This is a genomic window from Pseudomonas sp. NyZ480, from assembly GCF_029537255.1.
GTDB classification, from domain to species: Bacteria; Pseudomonadota; Gammaproteobacteria; order Pseudomonadales; family Pseudomonadaceae; genus Aquipseudomonas; species Aquipseudomonas taiwanensis.
The window spans coordinates 412,491-438,398 of the sequence record NZ_CP120626.1 but is presented as its reverse complement, the minus strand read 5'-3'; the positions used below and the strand labels follow the sequence as shown (position 1 = coordinate 438,398).

At 63.0% G+C, this 25,908-nt stretch carries 18 protein-coding genes; 3 read left to right on the top strand and 15 right to left on the bottom strand.

Annotation, left to right across the window (positions count from 1 at the left end):
- Nucleotides 1–58 precede the first annotated feature (58 nt).
- Nucleotides 59–5,584, top strand: a complete 5,526-nt coding sequence (locus P3R38_RS01930; RefSeq protein WP_277686779.1) for a DUF6543 domain-containing protein — start codon at nt 59–61, stop codon at nt 5,582–5,584.
- A gap of 69 nt (nt 5,585–5,653) precedes the next feature.
- On the opposite strand, the gene hutG is transcribed toward P3R38_RS01930, so the two are convergent.
- From hutG to hutC, 10 genes are all read right to left on the bottom strand, one after another.
- Entirely contained in the window at nt 5,654–6,457 is an 804-nt protein-coding gene (hutG, locus tag P3R38_RS01925) for an N-formylglutamate deformylase (protein ID WP_277686778.1), read from the bottom strand.
- A 10-nt stretch (nt 6,458–6,467) separates the two neighbouring features.
- Nucleotides 6,468–7,673, bottom strand: coding sequence for an imidazolonepropionase (gene hutI / locus P3R38_RS01920; RefSeq protein WP_023378298.1), 1,206 nt, complete (start codon nt 7,671–7,673; stop codon nt 6,468–6,470).
- A 13-nt stretch (nt 7,674–7,686) separates the two neighbouring features.
- Nucleotides 7,687–9,219, bottom strand: a complete 1,533-nt coding sequence (gene hutH, locus P3R38_RS01915) for a histidine ammonia-lyase (RefSeq protein WP_023378297.1) — start codon at nt 9,217–9,219, stop codon at nt 7,687–7,689.
- Nucleotides 9,220–9,240: 21 nt separating this feature from the next.
- On the bottom strand, nt 9,241–10,764 hold the full coding sequence (gene hutH, locus P3R38_RS01910; protein WP_023378296.1) for a histidine ammonia-lyase: 1,524 nt from the start codon (nt 10,762–10,764) through the stop codon (nt 9,241–9,243).
- A gap of 8 nt (nt 10,765–10,772) precedes the next feature.
- On the bottom strand, nt 10,773–11,603 hold the full coding sequence (locus tag P3R38_RS01905) for a glycine betaine/L-proline ABC transporter ATP-binding protein (protein ID WP_023378295.1): 831 nt from the start codon (nt 11,601–11,603) through the stop codon (nt 10,773–10,775).
- Nucleotides 11,600–12,451 carry a proline/glycine betaine ABC transporter permease gene (locus P3R38_RS01900; protein WP_023378294.1) on the bottom strand — a complete coding sequence of 284 codons (852 nt, stop codon included), beginning with the start codon at nt 12,449–12,451 and terminating at the stop codon, nt 11,600–11,602. The genes P3R38_RS01905 and P3R38_RS01900 overlap by 4 nt, the downstream gene beginning before the upstream one ends.
- A gap of 26 nt (nt 12,452–12,477) precedes the next feature.
- A complete protein-coding gene (locus tag P3R38_RS01895) occupies nt 12,478–13,446 on the bottom strand; it encodes an ABC transporter substrate-binding protein (RefSeq protein ID WP_023378293.1) in 969 nt (322 codons plus the stop codon).
- 165 nt (nt 13,447–13,611) lie between these two features.
- Entirely contained in the window at nt 13,612–15,291 is a 1,680-nt protein-coding gene (hutU, locus tag P3R38_RS01890; protein ID WP_023378292.1) for a urocanate hydratase, read from the bottom strand.
- A 317-nt stretch (nt 15,292–15,608) separates the two neighbouring features.
- A complete protein-coding gene (locus P3R38_RS01885) occupies nt 15,609–16,187 on the bottom strand; it encodes a HutD family protein (RefSeq protein ID WP_023378291.1) in 579 nt (192 codons plus the stop codon).
- Nucleotides 16,184–16,894, bottom strand: a complete 711-nt coding sequence (gene hutC, locus P3R38_RS01880) for a histidine utilization repressor (protein WP_177325254.1) — start codon at nt 16,892–16,894, stop codon at nt 16,184–16,186. Before hutC ends, P3R38_RS01885 begins: the two co-directional genes overlap by 4 nt.
- A 144-nt stretch (nt 16,895–17,038) precedes the next feature.
- Between hutC and P3R38_RS01875 the strand changes: the two genes are divergently transcribed.
- Nucleotides 17,039–18,403: a formimidoylglutamate deiminase gene (locus P3R38_RS01875; protein WP_277686777.1), complete on the top strand. Its 1,365-nt coding sequence runs from the start codon at nt 17,039–17,041 to the stop codon at nt 18,401–18,403.
- Nucleotides 18,404–18,476: 73 nt separating this feature from the next.
- Here P3R38_RS01875 and P3R38_RS01870 read toward each other — a convergent pair whose 3' ends face one another.
- Entirely contained in the window at nt 18,477–19,049 is a 573-nt protein-coding gene (locus tag P3R38_RS01870) for a lipocalin family protein (protein ID WP_277686776.1), read from the bottom strand.
- A complete protein-coding gene (gene bamE, locus P3R38_RS01865) occupies nt 19,046–19,300 on the bottom strand; it encodes an outer membrane protein assembly factor BamE (RefSeq protein ID WP_023378287.1) in 255 nt (84 codons plus the stop codon). The genes P3R38_RS01870 and bamE overlap by 4 nt, the downstream gene beginning before the upstream one ends.
- A 226-nt stretch (nt 19,301–19,526) precedes the next feature.
- Between bamE and P3R38_RS01860 the strand changes: the two genes are divergently transcribed.
- Complete coding sequence (locus P3R38_RS01860; protein ID WP_277686775.1) at nt 19,527–21,419, top strand: methyl-accepting chemotaxis protein; 1,893 nt, start codon at nt 19,527–19,529, stop codon at nt 21,417–21,419.
- A 63-nt stretch (nt 21,420–21,482) separates the two neighbouring features.
- Here the strand turns inward: P3R38_RS01860 and P3R38_RS01855 are convergent, their stop codons facing one another.
- The 3 genes from P3R38_RS01855 to P3R38_RS01845 all read right to left on the bottom strand — a co-directional run bounded on the left by P3R38_RS01855 (nt 21,483) and on the right by P3R38_RS01845 (nt 25,751).
- Entirely contained in the window at nt 21,483–22,079 is a 597-nt protein-coding gene (locus P3R38_RS01855; protein ID WP_023378285.1) for a DUF924 family protein, read from the bottom strand.
- Between the two features lie 3 nt (nt 22,080–22,082).
- On the bottom strand, nt 22,083–23,093 hold the full coding sequence (locus tag P3R38_RS01850; protein ID WP_023378284.1) for a class 1 fructose-bisphosphatase: 1,011 nt from the start codon (nt 23,091–23,093) through the stop codon (nt 22,083–22,085).
- Between the two features lie 207 nt (nt 23,094–23,300).
- Nucleotides 23,301–25,751, bottom strand: a complete 2,451-nt coding sequence (locus P3R38_RS01845; protein ID WP_027907930.1) for a glycogen/starch/alpha-glucan phosphorylase — start codon at nt 25,749–25,751, stop codon at nt 23,301–23,303.
- Between the last annotated feature and the right edge of the window lie 157 nt (nt 25,752–25,908).

The following is a 25,908-nucleotide window of genomic DNA, read 5'->3' as shown; positions in this document are numbered from 1 at the left end:
TGTGCTTGAGCAGAACAGCGATCCCTAGCATCGGCGCTTTACCGAACGAGGCGCCCGAATGACCACCTTTAGCGACTTGCCGCTGGATAACCACCAGCACCTTCATCCCCACGACCTTATCCTCGCCAAGCTCCCCACCTGGATGCTCAGCGCTGCGCCACACACGTTCGAGCAAATGCGTGCGGCGATCAAAGACGCGCCACACGTTTTCCTGCAAGCATGCGCCAGCAAACCGACGGTCGCACGCCGCCTGGCCCGCGACTATGAGGTCTACCGAACCGCACAGGCGCAGGTACGGTCCCACTTCGAGTCCTTGCCCGACCTGGAGCAGTTCGCCAGGCAACAGCTGACGGCGGCAATGAAAACGCGATTCGACCTCGACCTGGATGTCACCCAGACCTTTCTGTTCAACGCAAGCAAGGCCCAAGCCTACCAGGCGCCCGTCAATGGCGATCCGCTCATTGGCGCCCAGCGGGCCTTCAGGCTTGCGACGCAGTCCTTGCTGCACTGTGCCCTGCAGAATTTTGAAGCAGCCGAAGCGCTGCCTGGGGGGCTCGATGGCGAAACGCTGGTGTCCAGCGTGCTGGACAGCAACGCTTTCCAGGGGCTTCAACCGACTGGCAACCCTGTGCGGCTTGCGCCACACGCGTTCGCTGCGCGGGTGCGCGAACTGGACATTGGCGGCCAATACCAGGCCTTGATCCAGGACGCTTCGACAGCCCTCGCAGCGGCGGAGCAATCGGCGTTCCGCCTCGAGATCCATAGGGCTTATCTCGGCGAGCTGATCGACCAGACCTTGCATGAAGCCCTTCTGGCCTTCGTCGATCATGGCCAGGGCGACTACCAGGGTGGCTACCTGCGATGCGCGTTCCTCAACCTTTTTGAAATACCGCTTACTGGCGCGCTGGTCATCGGTGTCGTGCCGTCCCCAGAGCAGCTCCTGTGGTACGACGCGACCACCCTGCCCTACAAGGACGTTCTGCTCACCTATCTGCCAGGCGCGCCTATACCCTTGAAGGCCCATGCTGGCGTGCACCAGGCTCAGGCGCATCTGCGGGAGCAATTGTGGGCCATGGAGGTGCGCCACCTGCAGCAGGCCGTAGCGGCTCGCGACAGCGCCACGTTCATCACCAGGCTGCGCGATTGCCTGCAACCGATCGACTGGACCACGTACACCCCGAAGCCGGGGCATCAGGGTGGCCAGGCCCAGCGGGTACGCGACCCCGACGCCTGGGTCCCGGTCACCTTGCAACCGATCACCCGTCCGCTCGCCGATGAACTGGCCCGTCAGAAACAGCTTCGGTTCAAGGATGACGCGCTGTTCCATGCCGTACCGACTGCGTTCGAGGACCAGAAAAGTGCGCAGAAACGGCGTGCCTATTTCGAGCAACTGGCATTCACCGCACTGAATATCGGTGCGTTCGTCGTACCCGGCCTGGGCGCGCTGATGCTGGGCCTCTCGGCCATCCAACTGAGTTACGAAGTGTACGAAGGCGTCGAGAGCTGGGCAGACGGCGACCGGGATCAAGCATTCGACTATTTGCTGGACGTGGTGGAAAACGTCGCTCTCCTAGGCGTGCTGGGCGCAACGGGCGGAGCCAATGGCACGCCCGCCATCGAGCGTATTTCGGTGGAAACGCCTTCGTTCATCGAAGCGCTCGAACCTGTCACCCTGCCCGACGGCGATACTCGCCTGTGGCAGCCAGACCTCAAGCCGTTCGCTCATGACATTGTGCTGCCTGCCGGCCTCGAACCTGACGAGGCCGGTCTGTACCACCATGACGGCAAGACCTGGCTACCCATCGACGGCGAAACCTACAGGGTCGAACAGTCACCTCCCCAGAATGAATATCGCCTCGTTCACCCCGTCCGTCCTTTGAGCTATGAACCACCGCTGCGTCATAATGGCGCGGGCGCCTGGTTGCATCCCCTGGACCGCCCCGAGCAATGGCAGGAACTGGCATTGTTCCGCCGCGCCAGCCACCTGAGCACAAGGTTCGATGATCGGACAGCGGTGCGCCTGCTGCGTGTGAGTGGTACCGATGAAGATGTCCTGCGACGGACAGTCATCGAGCAGCACCGACTGCCGGGGCCCCTGCAAGACTCGATGACCCGCTTCGAGTTGTACCAGTCGATCACCCAGCAGCCCGAGCTGACAGAGCCCGGCCACATCCATGCCGCATTCCAGGCGCAGTACCTGGAGCAACCCGTCAGCGTCTTCCCCGGCGCCGATACTGTCCGCTCGCGCTACCCGAACCTCCCGAAGCCGGTCATCGAAGAGCTGCTGCAAAACGTCGTGCCGGACGAACTGGCCGAGCTGCGCACGGGAAGAATCCCTCGGCGCCTCGCCGAAGAGGCCCGCCTGCTGCAACAGCAGGTAAGGCTCAATCGCGCCTATGAAGGCCTGTACCTGGAGAATGTGCGCAACTGGGATACCGACCTGCTGGTCCTGCACACCCTGGAAGGCCTGCCTGGCTGGTCACCCGATATCGCTATCACCCTGGAGCAGCGCCTGCATTCACCGACCCAGGCCGACAGCATTGGCCCGCATGATGCGTCGGGACGCAAAACGATCATCTGCACGCACACCGGTTACGTCGTGGTGGACAGTGACAGCCTCGACCAACCGATTTTCGCTCACGGCTCACTGTACGGGGCTCTATTCGAAGTGCTTGCACCCACGCAGCGCCAGGCGCTGGGCGTAACGCATGGGCAGGCGCTCAAACGATTGGTTCAGCAAGGCACTCCATTAACGCGTGCGGCCTTGCGCAAGGTGCTGGGAATGCAGCCTGTGCGTCCAGGTTTTCGCTCGCCCATGCGCCTGGCGGATGGCCGCATCGGCTACCCGCTGGGTGGCACTCGCCCTCGCATCACCAGCATTTCCCGGCAAACGTTGCTCAACGCCATCCGCCAGATAGGGCTTCACGCACCAGTCCCCAGGCCTGCCGAACAGACCTTGGCCGCCCTGGAAAGCCGAGGCATGACACGCACCTCGATCAACGACCTGCTACAAAACCTGATGGGCCAGCGCAATCAGTTGCACAGCAGCCTCGGGCAATGGCGGCGACTGGCCGAACGCATGCCCCATCAGCCGGCTGATCACTTGGAGCGACTGCTAAGCACCATTTCGCAGTACTGGTACGACAGTGCATTTGCTCCGGCCAGTCAGCCGCTGCGGCTCGAACGCCTGTCCTTGCTCGAATTCCCGCTCAATTTGCCGGAGTTCTTCACCGAGGGCGTTACCGACCTGCAACTGGTCGACACATCACCCGAAGCCTTCGAAGGCTGGACTCGGCACGCGCCACAACTGAACAACCTGCTGCGACAGTTTTCGAACCTGAGGACCTTGGACATCAGCCGCGCCTATCGACCTGATGCGCCGCCCTCTCCGTTCCAGTTCAGCCTGCCACTGATTGCCCAGCACGTTCATTCACTCGAATCGCTCAGCCTTACCCATCAGAACCTGTCGCTGTCGGCAACGGACATCGACAGCCTGATGACACTGACGAGCCTGCGACGCCTGGACCTGAGCGGTAATCGGCTGTCGGAGGAATACCCACCCAGCTTCGACGAACTGACGCTGGATTACCTCGGCCTGGACAATATGAACCTGGACCATTGGCCACGCGGCCTGGGCTACAACGCCGTCAGCCACATACGTCACATTTCCCTGCGCAACAATCAGATCAGGGTGTTGCCCAACCTGCTCCTGAGCAACCGCGTCAGCGTCGCCGAGCATGCCCAGCTCTCTTTGCAGGGCAACCAGATCTTCGAGGACGAGATGCAACGTGTGCTGCTGAGCGAAGATGGTCGCGCAGCCCGCTTCGAAATGGACCAGACCGCCGATTTCAGGGCCCACCTCGCCCTGCTGCTGGAGCGGCGGCAGCAGTTGCGCGACCTTATCGATAACTACGTCAATGCCTCCAGCTCGACCGCTATCCTCAGTCAGGCGGTAATGGCCAGTCGAATGCGCATCGCAACTGCCCTGTCCGATTTCTGGCACAACCAAGAGATCGGCCTGACGCGCTCGCCACTGCGCCTGGAGGGCATTTCACTGGAACATTTCCCCAGGCGTTTGCCCGCGTTCTTCACAGACCAGGTACGCAGCCTCACACTGGAGCGCGTCAGAGGCACCAGCAACCAGTTGAGCGAACTGCTAGGCCGCTTCGCGCAGGTCACGCGCCTGACCGTCGACAGTTATCTCCAGGCACAGCAGACACTGCCGTCGGCACTGCTGCGTCTGCCCAACCTGACCGAACTCGCACTGCGCAACTCGGGGCTGGAGATCGACCAGGCCGTACTCGATACGCTTGGGCGCCTGCACAGCCTCGATACACTGGACCTCAGCGGTAACCGGATGGGCCAGATCACCACCACGCCGCCGGCACTGCGCTCGTTGCGTCGACTGGACCTGAACGAGATGGGCTTGAGGCATTGGCCCAGCTGGGTCGACAGTCTGCTTCCCCTGGAGATGCTGGACCTGAGTGACAACCGCCTCACCGAATTGCCGGCGAATGTCCTGGCCAACCTCGATAGCGACCTTCCCATCAGCTCGATCCTGTTGCTGAACAACCCACTGACCGACGAAACGGTCTACCGTGCCCGGCTGTCTTCGGACAGTCAGCGCAGTTTTACCTTCGCCATGGATGCTCCAGACTCTTCGGACGACGGCGATTGGTTCGGCCATTTCCATTCGCCCGTGCTCGACACGCTCAGCGATGAGCCACGCCTGGACGACTGGCTGCTGGCATCGGAGGTCGAAAATCAGGCCATGAGCGATTGTTGGCAGCAACTCGAAGCATCCGGCGCGGCAAACGACCTGTTGATGCTGGTGGGTCGCCTGAAAAATACCGCGTCTTACCAGAACGGCAGCACTCGCCTGGCGTTCTGCGAGCGGGTGCGCAAGGTGCTGGTCCAGGCCTTGCTCAACCCGGACGACCTGGTGTTGTTCAACCTCCAGGCCAGGGAAGCCCTGCCCCAGGAGAACGGTAGCCAGACCTGCCATGACGGGGCACTGCTGGCTTTCAAGAACATCGAGTTCTACATGGCCAACCAACGCTTGCAGATCGACGGGGTCGATTCCGAGGCCAACCTGTACCGGGAGGTACGACGCCTGTATCGCCTGCACACGCTGGACGAAGTGGCCAAGCGGGAGACCGGCGACAGGGACGAAGCGGAGGTGCGCCTGACCTACCTGCGCGAGTTGAACGTCCCCCTGGAACTCGGCCAACCCGTGGACAGCCTGCGCTATGCGATCAACGCCAGCATCGAGGAGCTGACCGATGCGGAGTTGCAGGTACAGCGTGGCGAACTGGGCGAGGACTTCCTGCACTTCGCCGAAGGGAACGAGCGCTGGGTGCAACACCTGCGCCTGACCCACGCCGAACGGTTCGCCGATATCGAGAACACCTATCGCGCCCAGGTAACCGAACTGTCGGAGCAACATGCCGACAGCCCGCTCAGCACCCTTACCGAAGCGCTCGAAGCCTTGGATCGCAGCAAGAAAGCTCGCGAATCACGGCTGATCCGTGAACTCACCGCTTTTGCAAACCCTGATCGCCGACCACGCTCGACAAGCGCGTAGCTGCCACCCACCTCACCAGGCCAGCCTGCGCAGACTGCTCCACGGCACTGCGCAGGCCGTACCCGGCCATCAGCCAGGGTAGCGTTCACGCCCCCAATCGAGCATCGCCGTGAGCAATTGCCTCAGCACCTTCTGGGTTGGCGCTGCGAGGTCTTCGCGGTAGGCGAAGGGTTCCACCTCCTCCATGTAGGTACTTTGCGCCAGCTCAAGCTGCACCGCATGGACATGCGAGGCCGGCTGACCGTAGTGACGGGTGATATGCCCGCCCTTGAAACGCCCATTCAGTACGTGGGTGTAACCCTTGGCCTCGGCGCAAACCTTCTCCAGCCGCTCGGCCAGCTGAGCATCGCAACTGTTGCCGTTGAAGGTCCCCAGGTTGAAGTCGGGCAACGTGCCGTCGAACAAGTGCGGAATCACCGAACGGATCGAGTGGGCATCCCACAACAGGGCGTAGCCATGGATTTCACGCAGGCGCGCCAGCTCGTGACGGACAGTGTCGTGGTAGGGACGCCAAATTCGCTCCAGGTAGGTCTTGCGCTCTTCGCCACTGGGCGCCAGGCCGTCCTTGAACAGAGGCTCGCCGTCGAACAGCGTGCCCGGATAAAGGCCAGTGGTAGCACCAGCGTACAGGGGCTTGTCATCGTCGGGACGATTCAGGTCGATGACAAACCGCGAGTACTCCGCCGCTACGACGCTGGCACCCAGCTCACGGGCAAAATCGTACAACCGGGGGATATGCCAGTCGGTATCCGGCAGGCTGCGGGCCTGATCGACCAGCCCATCACGCACCGTGGCAGACAGTTTCAGGCCGGCATGGGGCATGCTGATCAGCAACGGCAGCGTGCCTTGGTGGAAACTCAGTACCTTGTCCATCTCGTCTCGCTCAATTGGAAATCTCGTGACCCATGCGCACGATACGCTTGGGCAAGTCCCCCCCGAGCCAGTAGGCCAGGTCGGCGGGGCGCTCGATCCGCCAGGCGACGAAGTCCGCCGCCTTGCCAGGCTCCAGCGAACCGTGGCTGGCACCCAGGCCCAACGCCATGGCGGCATGCAGGGTCACCCCTGCCAGCGCCTCCTCCGGCGTCATGCGAAACAGCGTGCAGCCCATGTTCAACATCAGCCGTAACGACAGCCCAGGCGAGGTGCCGGGGTTGAGGTCGCTGGCCAGGGCGATTCTCACGCCATGACGGCGCAGGGCATCCATCGGCGGCAGTTGGGTTTCACGCAGGAAGTAGAAGGCGCCTGGCAGCAAGACGGCCACCGTGCCGGCCTTGGCCATGGCAATTGCATCGTCTTCGGTCATGAACTCCAGATGGTCTGCCGACAACGCCTGATAGCGTGCCGCCAGGCTCGAACCGTGCAGTGACGACAACTGTTCGGCATGCAGCTTGACCGGCAGGCCCAGTTCGCGCGCCTTTATGAACACCCGCTCCACCTGGTCGGGCGAGAACGCCAGGTGTTCACAGAAGGCATCCACGGCGTCCACCAGCCCTTCCTCGGCCAGCGCAGGCAGCATCTCGTCACAGATGTGGGCGATGTAGTCATCCGCCCTGCCGGCATACTCCGGCGGCAGGGCGTGGGCCGCCAGGCAGGTGGCGCGCACGGCCACCGGCAGCTCTTCGGCCAAGCGCCGCGCGACGCGCAGCATCTTGCGTTCGTTGGCCAGGTCCAGGCCGTAGCCGGACTTGATCTCGATCGCCGTCACGCCATCGCGCATCAGCGCCTGGACTCGCTGCCTGGCACTGGCGAACAACGCGTCCTCGCTGGCTGCGCGTGTGGCCCGCACGGTACTGGCGATGCCGCCGCCTTGCGCGGCGATCTCGGCGTAGCTCACGCCTTGCAGGCGCTGCTCGAATTCACCGCTGCGATTGCCGCCAAACACGGCGTGGGTGTGGCAGTCGATCAAGCCTGGAGTGACCCAGGCGCCGTTCAGGTCCACCGTGCGGTCGATCTCTAGCGTCGGCAGTTCGCCACGCGGGCCGATCCATTCGATCAGCCCTGCGCTACTGACAATGGCCGCGTCCTCGATGATCGAGTAGCTGCCTTGGGCCATGGTTGCCGCGTGGCAGTGCTGCCAAAGCGTTCTCATATGGGTACTCCTGTCAGAGGCTTGGCAGCACGCCGGCCGGCAACAGCGCGGTCAATTTGCCTTCAGCCAACAAGGCGCTGGCCACTTCGATGTCCGGCGAGAAGAAGCGGTCGCGGTCATAGTGCGGCACCTCGCGGCGCAGCACCTGGCGCGCCTGCTCCAGTTTCACCGAGGTTTTCAGCCCCTCGCGCAGGTCCAAGCCCTGACAGGCGCCCAGCCATTCGATGGCCAGCACGCCCCGGGTGTTCTCGGCCATTTCCCACAGACGCTTGCCAGCGGCCGGCGCCATGGACACATGGTCTTCCTGGTTGGCCGAGGTCGGCAGGCTGTCGACACTGTGCGGATGGGACAGGGCCTTGTTTTCGCTGGCCAATGCGGCAGCGGTGACCTGGGCGATCATGAACCCTGAGTTCACCCCGCCGTTTTCCACCAGGAACGGCGGTAGCTGGGACATGTGCTTGTCCATCATCAGCGAGATGCGGCGCTCGCTCAGCGCACCGATCTCGGCAATCGCCAGGGCGATGTTGTCCGCGGCCATGGCTACCGGTTCGGCGTGGAAGTTGCCACCGGAAATCACATCGCCCTGCTCGGCGAATACCAATGGGTTGTCGGACACGGCATTGGACTCCACTGCCAGCACCTGCGCTGCCTGACGCAACTGGGTCAGGCAAGCCCCCATGACTTGAGGCTGGCACCGCAGGGAGTACGGGTCCTGGACCTTGCCGCAGTTCTGGTGCGAGCGCGACACTTCGGTCGAGTCGCTCAGCAAATCACGGAAGCAGGCTGCGGTGTCGATCTGTCCAGGCTGGCCGCGCGCCGCATGGATGCGGGCATCGAACGGTGCACGCGAGCCCAGCGCGGCTTCCACGGTCAACCCACCACAGGCGATGGCCGCGGCGAACAGGTCTTCGGCCTGGAACAGCCCGCGCAAGGCGTAGGCGGTGGAGGCCTGGGTGCCGTTGAGCAGCGCCAGACCTTCCTTGGCAGCCAGGGTCAGCGGCTCGAGGCCCGCCACAGCCAGGGCTTGGTTGGCGGGGAGCCATTCACCTTGGTAGCGCGCCTTACCTTCGCCCAGCAAGACCAGCGACATGTGCGCCAGCGGTGCGAGGTCGCCGGAAGCACCGACCGACCCTTTGAGCGGGATGTGCGGGTAGACCTCGGCGTTGACCAAGGCAATCAGCGCATCGATCACCTTGCGCCGGATGCCCGAGAAACCGCGGCTCAGGCTGTTGATCTTCAGCACCATGATCAGCCGCACCATGGCATCGTCCAGTGGCGCGCCGATGCCGGCTGCATGGGACAGCACCAGCGAGCGCTGCAAGTTCTCCAGGTCGTGGCTGGCGATACGGGTCGAGGCGAGCAGACCGAAACCGGTGTTGATGCCGTAGGCAGTGCGGTCTTCGGCGATGATGCGCTCGACACAGGCGACGCTGGCGTCGATCCCAGCGTCAGCACTTGGGTCCAGCGTCAGCCGAACCGGTGCATGGTGGATCCGGCGCAATTGGGCCAAAGTCAGGCTGCCGGGAACGAGGTTGAAAGCTTCCATGTGCTGGCTCCTTGTTATTGTTCAGTTCAGCGCCGACAGCACAGGCTGCGGCAACCGGGGATCTTTGAGCAGGGCTGCGGCACAGGCGATGTCCGGTGCCAGCCAACGATCCTGCAGGTAGGCCGGAACCTGTTTGCGCAGCAGGCGCCAGGCAGCGTCGGTACCGACGCCGAAGCGCTGCTCCTTGAGAAACTCGAAGGCCTGAGCTGCCAGCAGGTACTCGATGGCGAGGATCTGCGTGCAGTTTTCCAGGACTTGGTGCAGCTTCAAGGCGGCGTTGGTGCCCAGGCTCAGGTGGTCTTCCTGCAAGCCCGAGGTGACGAAGTTGTCGAGCACCGCCGGTTGCGCCAGCTGACGGTTCTGTGCGCACAGCGAGGCCGCGACGTACTGGGCGATCATCATGCCCGAGTTGACTCCAGGGTCGCTGACCAGGAATGCCGGCAGGCCGCTGACATGCGGGTTCACCAGACGGTCCAGACGGCGCTCGGCGATCGAGCCGATCTCGGCCATGGCGATTGCCAGAAGGTCCGCCGCCATGGCCACCGACTGGCCGTGGGGGTTGGCCTGAGAGACCACGCGGAAATCGTCCGGCGTGCCCAGCAGCAACGGGTTGTCGTTGGCACCGTTGAGTTCCGCCTCGATCTGCCGCACCGCGTGAGCCAATTGGTCACGGGCAGCGCCATGCACCTGCGGGATCGAACGAATGCTCAGCGCATCCTGGGTGCGGATACCCTTGCTGGTGGCGATCACTTCGCTGCCTTCGAGCAAGGCGCGCAGATTCGCACCCACCACCTGCATGCCCGCATGAGGTTTGAGGGCGATGATCTCGGGGTCGAAGGCGGCGATCTGACCACGCAACGCTTCGAAACTCATGGCCCCGATCACATCGGCCCATTGCAGCAAGCGGCTGGCATCGTCCACGGCCAAGCTGGCCAAGCCGGTCATGCACGGCGTGCCATTGACCAGGCACAGGCCGTCCTTGGCACCCAGCTGGACAGGCTCCAGCCCTTCGGCACTCAGGGCCTGGGCGGCTTCCACGACCTGCCCGCGATAGCTGACCCTGCCGATACCCAGCAGGCACACACCGACATGGGCCATGTGGGTCAGGTAGCCCACCGAACCCTGGGACGGCACCTGCGGGGTGATGCCGTGGTTGAGCAGTGCAAGCAGCGCTTCGACCACGCCACGCTGCAGGCCGGACTTGCCATGGCTGTAGTTGACGATGGCGGCGCAGATGATCGCCCTGGTCTGCTCATCGGGCAGCGCCGGCCCCACGCCGCAGGCGTGACTGAGCAAGGTGTTGCGCGACAGCGCGCTCAGTTGCTCGCCTTGCAGCGATACGTTGCACAGCGCGCCGAGGCCGGTGTTGACCCCATAGGCACGCTCACCACTGTCGACGATATGCCGCACGATGGCCTGGGCGTTGTCGATACGCGCCCACACCAAAGGTGCCAGCTCAAGGCGCGCGCCATGGCGGGCGACGGCGGCGATGTCCTGCCAGCGCACCGGGGCGCCAGTGATGACGACGGTTTCAGCTTGCGACATGGCGCTCCTCATACCGCAACCGCGCGGCGCTGGACAAAACGGTCGACGTATTCGTCGGCCGGGTTGTGAAGGATCTGGTGCGGCGTACCGACCTGGATCAGGCGGCCATCCTTGAGAATGGCGATGCGGTTGCCAATGCGCACGGCTTCATCCAGGTCATGGGTGATGAACACGATGGTCTTGTGCAGCGTTTTCTGCAGTTCGAGCAATTGGTCCTGCATTTCAGCGCGGATCAGCGGGTCCAGGGCGCTGAACGCCTCGTCCATGAGGATGATGTCGGTGTCCGCCGCCAAGGCCCGGGCCAGGCCGACGCGCTGGCGCATGCCGCCCGACAGCTGGTGCGGATACTTCTTCTCGTAGCCCTTCAGACCGACGGTCTCGATCCACTGCTGAGCGCGCTCTGCGCACAGTTGCTTGCTCTCGCCCCGCACCTTCAGGCCATAGGCGACGTTGTCCAGCACGTTGCGGTGCGGCAACAGGCCAAAACTCTGGAACACCATGCTGATCTTGCGCCGGCGAAACTCGCGCAAGGCTTCCATGTCGTATTTCAGAATGTCCTCGCCATCGACCAGGATCTGCCCACTGGTGGGGTCGATCAGCCGGTTGAAGTGGCGCACCAGGGTCGACTTGCCGGAACCGGACAGTCCCATGATTACGAAGATCTCGCCGCTGCCGATGGACAGCGACAGGTCGTTGACCCCGACCACGCAACCCGTCTGCGCCAGCACCTGCTCCTTGCCCTGCTTGTTGCGGATCAGTTGCAAGGCTTCCTCGGCACGGTCGCCGAAGATCTTGAAGACGTTCTTCACCTCGATCTTGCTGATCGCCTGCGTGCTCATTTGCTCACCTCGTGGCGTGGCCGGCCATAGGCCTGGGTAATGCGGTCGATCACCACCGCGAGAATGACGATCGCCAGACCCGCTTCGAGGCCGCGGCCGACGTTCAGGGTCTGGATACCGACCAGCACGTCTTCGCCCAGCCCCCGGGCGCCGATCATCGAGGCAATCACCACCATCGACAGCGCCATCATGGTGGTCTGGTTGATGCCGGCCATGATGCTGGGCAATGCCAGTGGCAACTGCACGCCGAACAGCTGTTGCCAGCGGTTGGCGCCGAAGGCGTTGATGGCCTCCATCACTTCACCGTCGACCTGACGAATCCCCAGGTCGGTCAGGCGGATCAGGGGCGGCGCGGCGTAGATCACCGTGGCGAAGATCGCCGGCACCTTGCCCAGGCCGAACAGCATCAGCACCGGAATCAGGTACACGAAGCTTGGCATGGTCTGCATGATGTCCAGCAATGGCATCAACACTGCGCGCAAGCGGTTGCTGCGCGCCGACAGGATGCCCAGCGGAATGCCCACCAGCACCGAGATCACGGTGGCGACCAGCATCAGTGCCAACGTCTGCATCAACTTGTCCCAGAGGCCGACAGCGCCGACCAGGAACAACAAGCCGGTGATCACCAAGGTCGGCAGTACACGCCGGGTGGCGTGCCAGGCGATGACCGCCACCACCCCCAGCATCAGCCACCAGGGTGTGGCACGCAGCAGGCCTTCGAGACTGACGATGGCCCATAGCAGGGTGTCGGAAATGTGCCGGAACACATCGCCGTAGTTGGTCACCAGGGCGTCGACCCAGCCGTTGACCCAGTCGGCGATGGAGAATGTCAGGTTGTCAGGAAACATAGGTTCCACTCATCAGCTGAGGACGCTCAGAGCGCCGCGTTGATCTTCTTGGCGGCATCCGTGCTGACCCAGGACTGCCAAACTTCAGGATGTTCCTTGAGGAACGTCTTGGCCAGTTCTGGCGATTCGATCCGATCCTTGGTCATGCGCGCCAGGTTCTGGTTCAGCAGGTCGATCGGCAGATTGACCTTCTCCAGCACCGCGACCAGTTCGGGGGCTTGCTCGTGGAACGCTTTCGACAGACCGACCTTGATGGTCACGGACTTGTCCACGCCTTCCTTCTCTTGCAGCTTGACCAGGTCGACCTGGCCCATCAGCGGGGTTGGGGTCCAGTAGTAGAAAAGAATCGGCTCGCCGCGCTTGTAGCTCGACAGCACGGCAGCATCCAGTGCCGGGCCAGTACCTGGACGGAAGTTGGTGTAGCTGCTTTCCAGGCCGTACTCCTTGAGCATCTTGGTGTTGTCCAGCTCACAGGTCCAACCGGCAGGGCAGTTGTAGAAGCGGCCTTTGCTCGGCTCCTCCTGGTCCTTGAACACGCTGGAATACTTGGCCAGGTCGGCGACGTTCTTCAGGTCTGGCGCCTTGGCTTCGAGCTTGCGCTTGGCATCGCCCTCGATCACGTAGCGCGGCACGTACCAGCCCTCTTGCGCGCCCACCACAGGGGCGCCGACACCTACCACCTTGCCGGCGGCTTCGGCCTTGTTCCAGACCTCGCTGCGGCCTACCCACTCCTCGGCGAACACCTGGATGTCATTGGTGCCCAGGGCGTTCTCCATGGTGATGGAGTTGCCGGGCAGGCTGTCGGTCTCGCAGCCGTAGCCGTGCTTTAGCACGAACTGCATCACGTCGGTCAGCAGCATGCCGCTTTCCCAGTTCAGCCCGGCGAACTTCACCGGCTTGCCGGATTCACACCAGCCCGCGGCCTGGCTGCTACCGGCAGCACCGAGCAGACCAAGGGCGAACAGCGAGGCGAGCAGGGTCTTGTTGGTTTTCATTGCGTGACGCTCCCAAACTTGAAAGTGGAAATCGGCAGGGCTCGAAAAAGGGGGACGAGGCCACGTGACGGACCATTGCCGGCAAATCGGCTCCCTCAGGGCTAAACACCGTACCTGTAGGAGCCGGCGTACCGGCCATGGTCTGCACAGCAGCCTCAGGGCCCGTCAGCCAGTGATCATCGGCAGGTTCAGCCCCTGCTCTTTGGCGCAATCAATCGCAATCTGATACCCCGCATCGGCATGGCGCATCACGCCAGTGGCCGGGTCGTTGGTCAGTACGCGGGCGATACGCTCGGCGGCTTCGTCGGTACCATCGCAGACAATTACCATGCCCGAATGCTGCGAGAAGCCCATCCCCACGCCGCCACCATGGTGCAGCGACACCCAGGTGGCGCCACTGGCGGTGTTCAGCAGGGCGTTGAGCAGCGGCCAGTCGGACACCGCATCCGAGCCGTCGCGCATGGCTTCGGTTTCGCGGTTGGGGCTCGATACAGAACCCGAGTCCAGATGGTCACGGCCAATCACGATCGGTGCCGACAGTTCGCCGCTGCGTACCATTTCGTTGAACGCCAGGCCCAACTTCGCGCGCAGACCCAGGCCAACCCAGCAAATACGCGCCGGCAGGCCCTGGAAACTGATGCGTTCGCGGGCCATGTCCAGCCAGCGATGCAGGTGGGCATCGTCCGGGATCAGTTCCTTGACCTTGGCGTCGGTCTTGTAGATGTCCTCGGCGTCGCCGGACAGCGCCGCCCAGCGGAACGGGCCGATGCCCCGGCAGAACAGCGGACGGATGTAGGCCGGCACGAAGCCTGGGAAGTCGAAGGCGTTGCTCACACCCTCTTCCTTGGCCATCTGGCGGATGTTGTTGCCATAGTCGAAGGTCGGGATGCCCTGTTTCTGGAAGTCGAGCATGGCCTGGACGTGCACGGCCATGGACTGCTTGGCGGCCTTGACCACAGCGGCGGGCTCGGTCTGGGCGCGATCACGGTACTGCTCCCAGGTCCAACCGGCTGGCAGGTAGCCGTTGAGCGGGTCGTGGGCGCTGGTCTGGTCGGTGACCATGTCCGGACGTACGCCACGCTTGACCAGCTCGGGCAGGATCTCGGCGGCGTTGCCGTGCAGGGCGATGGAGATGGCCTTGCCTTCGGCGGTGTACTTGGCGATGCGCGCCAGGGCATCGTCCAGATCGGTGGCCTGCTCATCCACGTAGCGGGTCTGCAGGCGGAAGTCGATGCGGCTCTGCTGGCATTCGATGTTCAGCGAGCAGGCACCTGCCAAGGTCGCGGCCAGCGGCTGGGCGCCGCCCATGCCGCCAAGGCCGGCGGTCAGTACCCACTTGCCCTTGAGGCTGCCGTTGTAGTGCTGGCGGCCTGCTTCGACGAAGGTTTCATAGGTGCCCTGAACGATGCCCTGGCTGCCGATATAGATCCAGCTGCCAGCGGTCATCTGGCCGTACATGGCCAGGCCCTTCGCATCCAGCTCGTTGAAGTGTTCCCAGTTGGCCCAGTGCGGCACCAGGTTGGAGTTAGCGATCAGCACACGCGGGGCGTTGGCGTGGGTCTTGAACACACCGACCGGCTTGCCCGATTGCACCAGCAGGGTTTCGTCGTCATTCAGGTTGGTCAGGCTCTCGACGATCTTGTCGTAGCACGCCCAATTGCGCGCGGCGCGGCCAATACCACCGTATACCACCAACTCCTTGGGGTTCTCCGCCACTTGTGGGTCGAGGTTGTTCATCAGCATGCGCAGCGGCGCTTCGGTCAGCCAGCTTTTGGCGGTCAGCTTGTTGCCACGCGGGGCGCGGATCTCGACGTCACGGAATTTGTTCAAGTTGTTGTCAGTCACGAAAAGTGCTCCTTGAGCGATCTATCCAAACCCGACGTGATCGGCGGGCCAGTGGTGCGTTGGGTCAAACGCGAGAGGGACGGCCTATCCACTTTCGCGCACTTGGCTTTACTTGTACATACAAGCATATGCAATTGAATTGCCAAGTCACTTTTCCCAGCGCGCGACAGCGGCCCCGCGGCTGCTTGAAAGCCACGTCATTCAAGGGTTACGGGATGTGAGAAAAATCTGGGGAGGCGTTGCGGTAGAGGATTCAGGCCAAGGCGGCATTGCGCCACCCTGGGGCATTCGGTAACAAATTGTGCGATCGCAGTGCGTTACCGGGAAACGTCGCTCAGTTCGATGACACAGCACAAGCCAGTGATCGCCAGTTCCATCAGGCGCTCATTACCGCTCAGGTGCAGGCAGTCATAGCGGTCGAGGTTATCCACAGGCTGGCCACCGACACTGACTTGCAGTTGCGCCTGCCCGCTGAACACCAACACAGTGCCGGCAGCACTGAACAGCCGGGTACTGCCGTTGAACCATTGCAGGCGCGCACGGTAACGCTCGGGGGCATAGATGAGGTTGAAATCACGGATCGGCCCACCCAGCAGGTGACAACTCACCTGGCTCTGGCCATCGAAGGCGAACGCATCGAGCGGTAACAATGGCCGTGACGCGACGCCATCGACACTGAGGCGCATGCCGTCACCCTGCAGCACGGTGATGATCCGCTGGTAGCCGGCGAAGCTGGAAAATCCGCCGGATGCTTCAATGTCGGCAATGGAAAGGCGCCAGCCGAAACCGTCCAGGCCATCACCCGCATCGCGCGTGATTTCTTCGGTGAAACCGCCACCGTTCTTCCAAGGCATGCGCGGGTAGTCCCGTGCGCGTAACAACTGCAGCTGGCTCATTTGCTGAAACGTCCTTCCAGGCGATGACGGGAACCGGGGTGAATCAACCGAGCGGCGGTCACGGGCAGACGACCGGACCAAGTACGCCGACGGATCAGCAGGCAAGGCTCGCCACGCTCGATCTGCAGTAATTGGCACTCATCGGGTTCGGCGAGGATGGCCTCGACCACATGCTCGCCTTCTGTCAGTGGCGCAACCTGGGACAGGTAGGCATACGGGGTCTGCCGGGTAAAATCCTGCTTGAGGTAGTCCGGGGCGATGGCAGCGTTGACATAGCGGTCCTCGATTTGCACCGGTACGCCATTCTCGTAGTGCACGATCAGCGAGTGGAACACCCGCTGACCTTCGCGCATGTCCAGGGCCAGCGCCCGCTCGGAACCGGCCGCCTCTTCGGCAAGGGTGATCACCTGACAGCTATGCTGGTGGCCCCGGGCGGCAATTTCGTCGGCGATGTTATGGACTTCGAACAGCGCCGAGCGGGTCTTGGGTTCGGCGACGAAGGTACCTACGCCCTGCATGCGGACCAGCAAGCCCTCTGCGGTCAGCTCGCGCAGGGCGCGGTTGATGGTCATGCGACTGAAGCCCAGTTCGCTGACCAGCTCGCTTTCCGAGGGAACCCGGTGGTGTGGCGGCCAGCTGCCGTTTTCGATCTGCTGGACGATCATCTGCTTGACCCGGGCATACAGCGGCGCCGGCCCTTCGCCCATCTGGGCGACCAGCGTGGAGACAGGAGGTGTCGGCACGGCGTTTGGTCCTTGTGCGAATTGATTGAGCGGTAGCTTGCCGGAGTTTACCCGGCAGGCAAACGGCTGTATATGTATATACAAGCTGAACAATAACAGGATCGCCACATGCCCGCCTACTTCGCCGAACGCGCCCTCCTGCCCAACGGTTGGGCTAACGATGTCCGTCTGGAGGTCGCTGTCGATGGCCACCTGACAGACGTGCAAGCCAATGCCAGCGCTGAGGGCGCCGAACGGTTGCACGGGCCGCTGTTGCCGGGCATGCCGAACTTGCACTCCCACGCATTCCAGCGCGCCATGGCAGGCCTGGCCGAGGTGGCCGGCAATCCCAACGACAGCTTCTGGACCTGGCGCGAGCTGATGTACCGGATGGTCGGCAAGATCTCGCCGGAGCAACTGCACGTCATCGCCCGCCAGCTTTACATCGAGATGCTCAAGGCCGGTTATACCTCGGTGGCCGAGTTCCACTATGTCCATCATGACCAGGCAGGAAAGGCCTACGCCGACCCCACCGAGCTGTCCCGGCGCATCAGCGCCGCCGCCAACAGCAGCGGTATCGGCCTGACCTTGCTGCCCGTGCTTTACAGCCATTCAGGCTTCGGCGGCCAGGCCCCCAATGAAGGCCAGCGCCGCTTCATCAACACCACGGAACAGTACCTGGCCCTGCAGGCACAGCTCGCCCCTGTCCTGGCGGCCCAACCCGCGCAGCAGCTCGGCCTGTGCTTCCACTCCTTGCGTGCGGTTACCCCTGGGCAGATCGACCAGGTGCTGGCAGCGACCAATCAGCAGTGCCCGGTTCACATCCACATCGCCGAACAGCAGAAAGAAGTGGATGACTGCCTGGCCTGGAGCGGCCTGCGCCCACTGCAGTGGCTGTACGAGCACGTAAGCGTCGACCAGCGCTGGTGCCTGGTACATGCCACCCACGCCATTGCCGATGAAGTGACGGCCATGGCCCGCAGCGGTGCCGTCGCAGGCCTGTGCCTGACCACCGAAGCCAACCTGGGTGATGGCATCTTCCCGGCGGTGGATTACCTGGCTGAAGGTGGACGACTGGGCATCGGCTCGGACAGCCATGTCTCGCTGAGCGTAGTGGAAGAACTGCGCTGGCTGGAATACGGACAGCGCCTGCGGGACCAGCGGCGCAACCGCCTGCATGGTGAACGCCAGCCGATGGTGGGACGTACGCTGTATGACGCAGCGCTAAGCGGCGGGGCCCAGGCGCTGGGCCAGACCATCGGCACCCTGGAACGGGGCAAACGGGCCGACTGGCTCGTGCTCGACGGGCAGGACCCGTACATCGCCACTGCCGATGGCGACGCCATTCTGAACCGCTGGCTGTTTGCCGGTGGAGATCGTCAGGTACGGGATGTAATGGTCAATGGTCAGTGGGTAGTGCGTCAGGGGCGACATGCCCAGGAAGAGGAAAGCGCACGGGCGTTCGCACAGGTGTTGCGGCAGCTGTTGGGATGACGTGTCGAGAAATGGCCCTTTCGCCGGCAAGCCGGCTCCTACGAGGAGCTGGATGCCGGCGAGGAGGCTGGCATCAATGCATCTGCACGATCTGCTTGTCGGCCGTGCGCCAGATCAAGCGACTGGTGTCGTAACCCTGCTGCCGGGCTTCGGACAACAGGTTCTCGCGCTCCCAGGCCGGCAAGGTCGGCGTGCGCGAAAGAATCCACAGGTACTTGCGGTCCGGGCTGCCGACGATTGCCGTGCGGTAACGGTCATCCACGTACAGGATCCAGTACTCGCCCTTGGTCAGACCCGGTACCAGGCGGGTGAACCAGTTATCGAATTCCACCCATAACTTGTCGGTATGGCCTGGCTCCTGAATGTTGGCATGCCCCTCGGCGCGCAACCACTCGTCGCCCATCGTCCGGCACCGGTTGAGCACGCCATACGAGCCATCCTGCTTGAGGTTGTAATGGGCCTCTGACTGGGCACATTCGCTCTGGTAAGGCATTGGCAGTCGGGCCAGCTCGTACCACTTGCCTTGGTAACGCTTGAGGTCGACGTTGCCTGCGGTCTTTGGTGCCAGCGGGTCGTTGGCCGACGTGGCGCACCCCCCCAGCAGCATCACCAGGCACAGACCCAGCAGCAGGTGCAGACGCTTCATTTGAGACCCTGCCCTGAGTACATCAGAACCCTGTCAGCTGCGTACTGCACGCTGATGAAGCTCTTTTCGTCCCCCCAGGTGCAGCTGCTCATGCCCAGTGCGCCAGAGCACTCGGTGGGCGTGCCGAGCAGTTGCTCGACCTCGGCCTTGTTCATACCGGCCTTGAGCTTGGAATAGTTTTCCTGATTGATCTTGCTGCACGCAGTCAGGACGACGCACAAGGACAACAGGGCGAGGGAACGCAACGACATGAAGGGACACTCCTGGACAAGTAGGTGCAGGCGAGTGGCCTGCAGTGTCCTTCGACGGGAAAAACCCTCCCTGGTTCCCTGGATGCCACCCTTTACACATGCACCGTCGGTCGGCTGGCGCTGCGCAAACGATTAAGGTTTCCTTGCGCCAGGTCGACACAGCGAGCGGCGCTGTGGCGGATTGCCACACCCTCTCCCTCCGACTTGCCTTGCGCAGACCGTATTCATGACCAAGAACCTGAAGTTCAGCCACAAGATTCTGCTGGCCGCCGCCCTCGTGGTAGCGGTCGCCTTCACCTGTTTCGTCCTGTTCAACGACTACCGACAACGTCAGTCGCTGCGCAGCGATACGCAAGCTACCCTGAGGGACCTGGGCAATCTGACGGCGGGCAACATCCACAACTGGCTCGACAGCCGCATCCAACTGCTCGACTCGCTGGCCCAGCAAGTCGCGCTGGACGGCCCTGGCAAGGCCAGCCTCGACCGCAGCCTGTCGCTGCCGGTGTATGGCAGCAACTTCCAACTCACCTACTTCGGCGGCCAGGATGGCAGCATGCAGTCGGTACCGGTCGGCAACCGCGCCGCCGACTACGACCCTCGTGCAAGAGGCTGGTACAAGGCCGCCAGCGCCGCCAACCGGACCATCGTCACCGAACCCTACATCTCGGCATCCGCCGGTAAGCTGGTGATCACCCTGGCCACGCCGGTGCAACAGGCTGGCAAGCTGATTGGCGTCAGCGGCGTAGACACCGACCTGCAGACCATCAGCAACCTGATCAACACCCTGGACTTCGATGGCCGCGGGCATGCATTTATCGTCAACGGCGAAGGCAAGATCCTGATCCACCCCAAGGCCGAACTTGCGCTCAAGACCTTGGCCGACGTCTATCCAGGCACTCCGCCGCGCACCACCAACGGCCTGCAGGAGGTCGAGCTGGACGGGCGCAAGCAGTTCATCAGCTTCACCCATGTCGACGGCGTACCCTCTGCTGATTGGTACGTGGCACTGGTCCTCGACCAAGACGCGGCCTTCGCCATGCTGGGCGAGCTACGCACCTCGGCCATCGTCGCGACCCTGATTGCGGTGGTGGTGATCATTGGCCTGCTGAGCCTGCTGATACGCGTGCTGATGGAGCCACTGCACTTGATGGGACGCGCGATGCATGACATCGCCGAAGGTGAAGGTGACCTGACCCGCCGCCTGACCATTCATGCTCAGGACGAATTCGGCAGCCTCGGCAAATCGTTCAACCGCTTCGTCGAGCGAATCCACGAGTCCATCCGCGAAGTCGCCTCGGCCACTGGCCAGGTCAATGCGGTAGCGGCACAGGTGGTGTCGGCCTCCAATGCCTCGATCGACAATGCCGACCAGCAGTCCAGCCGCACCAGCAGCGTGGCCGCGGCCATCAACCAGCTGGGTGCCGCGGCCCAGGAAATCGCCCAGAACGCGGCGCTGGCCTCGCAGCATTCCAGCGAAGCACGAGGCCTGGCCGAGGATGGTCACCAGGTGGTTGGTCGCACGATAGAGGTGATGAACCAGCTGTCGGCGCGCATCAGCGACTCCTGCGGCAACATCGAAACGCTGAACGCACACACCGCGAACATCGGCCAGATTCTCGATGTGATCAGCGGTATTTCCCAGCAGACCAACCTGCTGGCGCTCAACGCCGCGATCGAAGCTGCTCGCGCGGGCGAGGCCGGACGTGGTTTTGCCGTGGTGGCCGATGAGGTACGCAACCTGGCCCATCGCACCCAGGAATCGGCACAGCAGGTACAGCGCCTGATCGAAGAGCTGCAGGCCGGCGCGCAGGTGGCGGTCAGCACCATGAACCAGAGCCGACAGCACAGCGACCACAGCGTTGGCATCGCCAATCAGGCGGGTGAACGGTTGAGCAGCGTGACCCAGCGCATTGGGGAAATCGATGGCATGAACCAGTCGGTCGCGACCGCTACCGAAGAACAGACTGCCGTGGTGGAGTCGATCAACGTCGACATTACCGAGATCAATGCATTGAATCAGGAAGGCGTGCAAAACCTGCAGAGCACCTTGCGTGCCTGCACCGACCTCGAACACCAGGTGGAGCGGTTGAAACAGCTGGTGGGGAGTTTCCGGATCTGAGATGGCGGGCCGCATCGCCGGCAAACCGGCTCCTACGCGTCTTGTGGGAGCCGGCGCACGGCGCTAGAACCTGGACCCAGGCTCCAGCAGAAAGTCCATCTCTTCACTGGTGCTCGGCCGCCCCAGCACCAGGTTGCGATGCGGGAAACGCCCGAACCGGGCAATTACCCGCTGGTGCTTTTCGGCATAGTCGAGGAACCCTTCGAACAACCGGCGGTTCGCCTCCGGCTGTTCATCGAGCAGGATCTGGTAACGCTCGACGCACAGGTTCTGCCAGTCCAGCACCTCGGCATGCTCCAGCACCAGCAGCACGAACACCCGCTGAATAGGCAGCAGCTGGTAATCCCAGTCCTTCTGCAGCCCCTGCATGGCAACCACCTGGGCACGCCGGTCGCCGTCGAAGGCGCGCGGCGTGTCGCGGTAGATCATGCGCGGCAGTTGGTCCAGCAGGATCAGCAGGGCCAGCCAGCCTTGCGGGCTTTGCTGCCATTCATCGAGGCCGCCGGCCAAGGCCTGCTCGACGAGCTCGCCGAACAGCGCCTGAGCCTCGCCGTCGTGGTGTTTGCCGAACCACAACGTGCTCTTCTCGTCAGCCACGGCCTGGGGACTGGTGCCCCAACCGAACCACCACTCCAGCAACGGCTGCCAAGGTGCGAGCATGTCTTACTCCTTGTGGTAAGCGGTAACGCGCTCGACCTCTTCCTTCGAGCCCAGGATGACCGACACGCGCTGGTGCAGGCTTTCTGGCTGGATATCGAGGATGCGATCGTAACCGTTGGTGGAAGCGCCACCCGCCTGCTCGATGATGAAGGACATCGGGTTGGCTTCGTACATCAGGCGCAGCTTGCCCGGCTTGCTCGGCTCGCGCGCGTCGCGCGGGTACATGAACAGGCCACCACGGGTCAGGATGCGGTGTACGTCGGCCACCATCGAGGCGATCCAGCGCATGTTGTAGTTCTTGTTCAGCGGGCCGGTCTCGCCAGCCAGCAGTTCGCCCACGTAGCGCTGAACCGGGGCTTCCCAGTGACGCTGGTTGGACATGTTGATGGCGAACTCGGCGGTGCTTTCCGGTACGCGAATGTTTTCGTGGGTCAGGACGAAGCTGCCCAGCTCGCGGTCCAGGGTGAAGCCCTTGACGCCATTGCCCAGGGTCAGGATCAGCATGGTCTGCGGGCCATAGATGGCATAACCGGCGGCGACCTGCTGGGTACCTGGCTGCAGGAAGGCTTTTTCGTTCAGGGTTTCGTTCTGGCTCAGGTACTCGTTCGGGCAGCGCAGTACCGAGAAGATGGTGCCGACCGAGACGTTGACGTCGATGTTGGACGAGCCATCCAGCGGGTCGAAGACCAGCAGGTAAGCACCCTTGGGGTATTTGCCCGGGATCTGGTAGGCGTTGTCCATTTCCTCGGAGGCCATGCCGGCCAGGTGACCGCCCCACTCGTTGGCTTCGAGCAGGATCTCGTTGGAGATGACGTCCAGTTTCTTCTGTACTTCGCCCTGCACGTTTTCAGTGCCCATGCTACCCAGCACGCCACCCAGGGCGCCCTTGGACACGTTGTGGCTGATTTCCTTGCACGCACGCGCCACCACTTCGATCAGGAAGCGCAGATCGGCAGGGGTATTGTTGCTGCGGGTCTGCTCAATCAGATAGCGACTCAGGGTAACGCGGGACATGTATGGCTCCGAAAGGATAGGGGGAGAAAACCCCCGCAGTTTACAGGGAGTGTTCAATGCTAGCGAGCAAAGAGACTCATCTTGCTGCCTTGAGTTCAGCCACCGCCCTGCCAATGGTCGGGGCCGGTCGCCGGCAAGCCGTCTCCCGCGCGAGCTTACGGCAGGTGCCGAATAGCCGGCGATGGGCCGCGTCGCGGCCCCTTTGCATCAATCCAGCGCCTTCCAGATTTCGGTGGCGTACTCGCGTATGGTCCGGTCAGACGAGAACCAGCCCATTCGCGCCGTATTCAGTACCGCCATGCGCCACCATTCCTCCGGCTTGTGCCACAACTCCTCCACCCGTCGCTGGGCATCCCAATAGGCGTCGAAGTCGGCGCATACCAGAAACCGGTCATGGGCCACCAGGCCATCGATCAGCCCAGCGTAGCGCGAGGGGTCGTCTGGCGAGAACACCCCGCTGCGGATTGCTTGCAATACGTCGCTCAGGCGCGTGGAGGCGGCAATGGCGGCACCGGCACCGAAATCCCCAGCACGGCGCCGCGTCTCCACCTGCTGGGCGGTCAGGCCGAAGATGAACATGTTGTCGGCACCGACCTGCTCGCACATCTCCACGTTGGCGCCGTCCAGGGTCCCGATGGTCAGTGCGCCGTTGAGGCCGAACTTCATGTTGCTGGTGCCCGACGCCTCGTACCCGGCTGTGGAGATCTGCTCGGAAAGGTCTGCCGCCGGGATAATGCTTTCGGCCAGGCTGACGTTGTAGTTGGGCAGGAACACCACCTTGAGCAGCCCGCGCACGGTCGGGTCGTTGTTGACCACACGGGCGATGTCATTGGCCAGCTTTATGATCAGCTTGGCCTGGTGATAGCTGGCTGCCGCCTTGCCGGCGAAGATCTTCACCCGTGGCACCCACGCGGTACCGGGCTCGGCGCGCATCGCCTGGTACAACGCCACGGTGTGCAGCAGGTTGAGCAATTGCCGCTTGTACTCGTGGATACGCTTCACCTGCACGTCGAACAGCGCCTCGGGATTGACCGTCACCCCCAGGCGGTCCTGGATGATGCTGGCCAGCGCACGCTTGCTGTGCAGGCGCTGGGCGGCGAACTGCTTGCGGAAACTGCCTTTGTCCGCGAAAGGCACCAGATTGGCCAGGCGCCCTTCCGGGTCATCCAACAGCTCTGGCCCCAGCGCCTCGACCAGCATCGCGGTCAGCGGCGGGTTGGACTGATACAGCCAGCGGCGGAAGGTGATGCCATTGGTCTTGTTGTTGATTCGATGCGGGTAGAGCTTGTGCAGCTCAGCGAACACCGTGCTTTTCATCAGCTTGCTGTGCAGCGCCGAAACACCGTTGACGCTGTGCGAACCGAGGAACGCCAGGTTGCCCATGCGCACACGGCGGCCATTGTCCTCCTCGATCAGCGAGACCGCGCGCAGCACGTCGAAATCGTGCAGGCCTTTGGCGCGCAAGGCGTCGATATGGTAGGCGTTGATCAGATAGATGATCTGCATGTGCCGTGGCAGCATGCGCTCCATCAGGGCCACAGGCCAGGTTTCCAGTGCCTCGGGCAACAACGTGTGATTGGTGTAGGCCAGCGTGCCGACGGTCAGCTCCCAGGCCTTGTCCCAAGGCACTTCATGCTGGTCGACCAACAGCCGCATCAACTCGGCCACGGCAATCGAGGGGTGGGTATCGTTGAGCTGGATGGCGGCCGCATCAGGCAGGTTGAGGAAGTCCTTGTGCATGTTCAGGTGGCGGCGCAGCAAATCCTGCAGCGAGGCGGACACGAAGAAGTATTCCTGACGCAGCCGCAGTTCCTGGCCGGCCTCGGTGCTGTCCGCGGGGTACAGTACCCGCGAAATGCTCTCGGCCCTTGCCACTTCGGCCACCGCGCCCAGGTGGTCGCCCGCATTGAAGCGCTCCAAATGCAGCTCTTCCAGCGCCCGGGCACGCCATAGCCGCAAGGTATTGACGCTGGCGCCACGCCAGCCGACTACCGGCGTATCGTAGGCCACCGCCCGCACCGTTTCGCCCGGCCACCATACCTGGCGCTGCTGGCCATTGGCATCGTGTACCGTCTCGACGCTGCCACCGAAGCTGATCGGGTAGATGACCTCTGCCCGCTCGAACTCCCAGGGGTTGCCGAAATCCAGCCAGTTCTCGGTCTGTTCCTGCTGCCAGCCATCGACCACCGCCTGACGGAACAGGCCATGCTCGTAGCGAATGCCATAGCCATGGGCCGCGATGCCCAGGGTCGACATGCTCTCCATGAAGCACGCCGCCAACCGGCCCAGGCCACCGTTGCCCAGCGCTGCATCCGGCTCCAGCAGGCGAATCCGCTCCAGGTCCACGTCCAGCCCTTCCAAGGCTTCACGGGCAATGTCCAGCAGGCCCAGATTGCTCAGGCTGTCATACAGCAGCCGACCGATGAGGAACTCCAGGGAAAGGTAATAGACCCGTTTCTGACTGCGTCTATAGGCGCGACGGGTGTGATCCATCCAGTGTTCGACCATGTGGTCGCGGGCAGCCAGGGCGATGGCTTCGAACCAGTCATGGTCGAAAGCGTGCTCTGGGTCCTTGCCGACCGCATAGGTCAGTTTGGCCAGTACAGCGGCACGGAACTCGGCCACCTCGGCGTCACGTGCTTTGGGTTCCTGGGACATGCGGCATCCTCGGGCAAGTTGACGAAAGCGGAGGGAGAGTGTTGAGACTAGACCCTTCGACAAGGAGTGACAGCACCTGTTCGCAGTTTTCATGCCCGCTTTACGATTCCGGCAAAAGGTTGTTCACAATTTGAACAACTCCGGTATGATCGCGCGC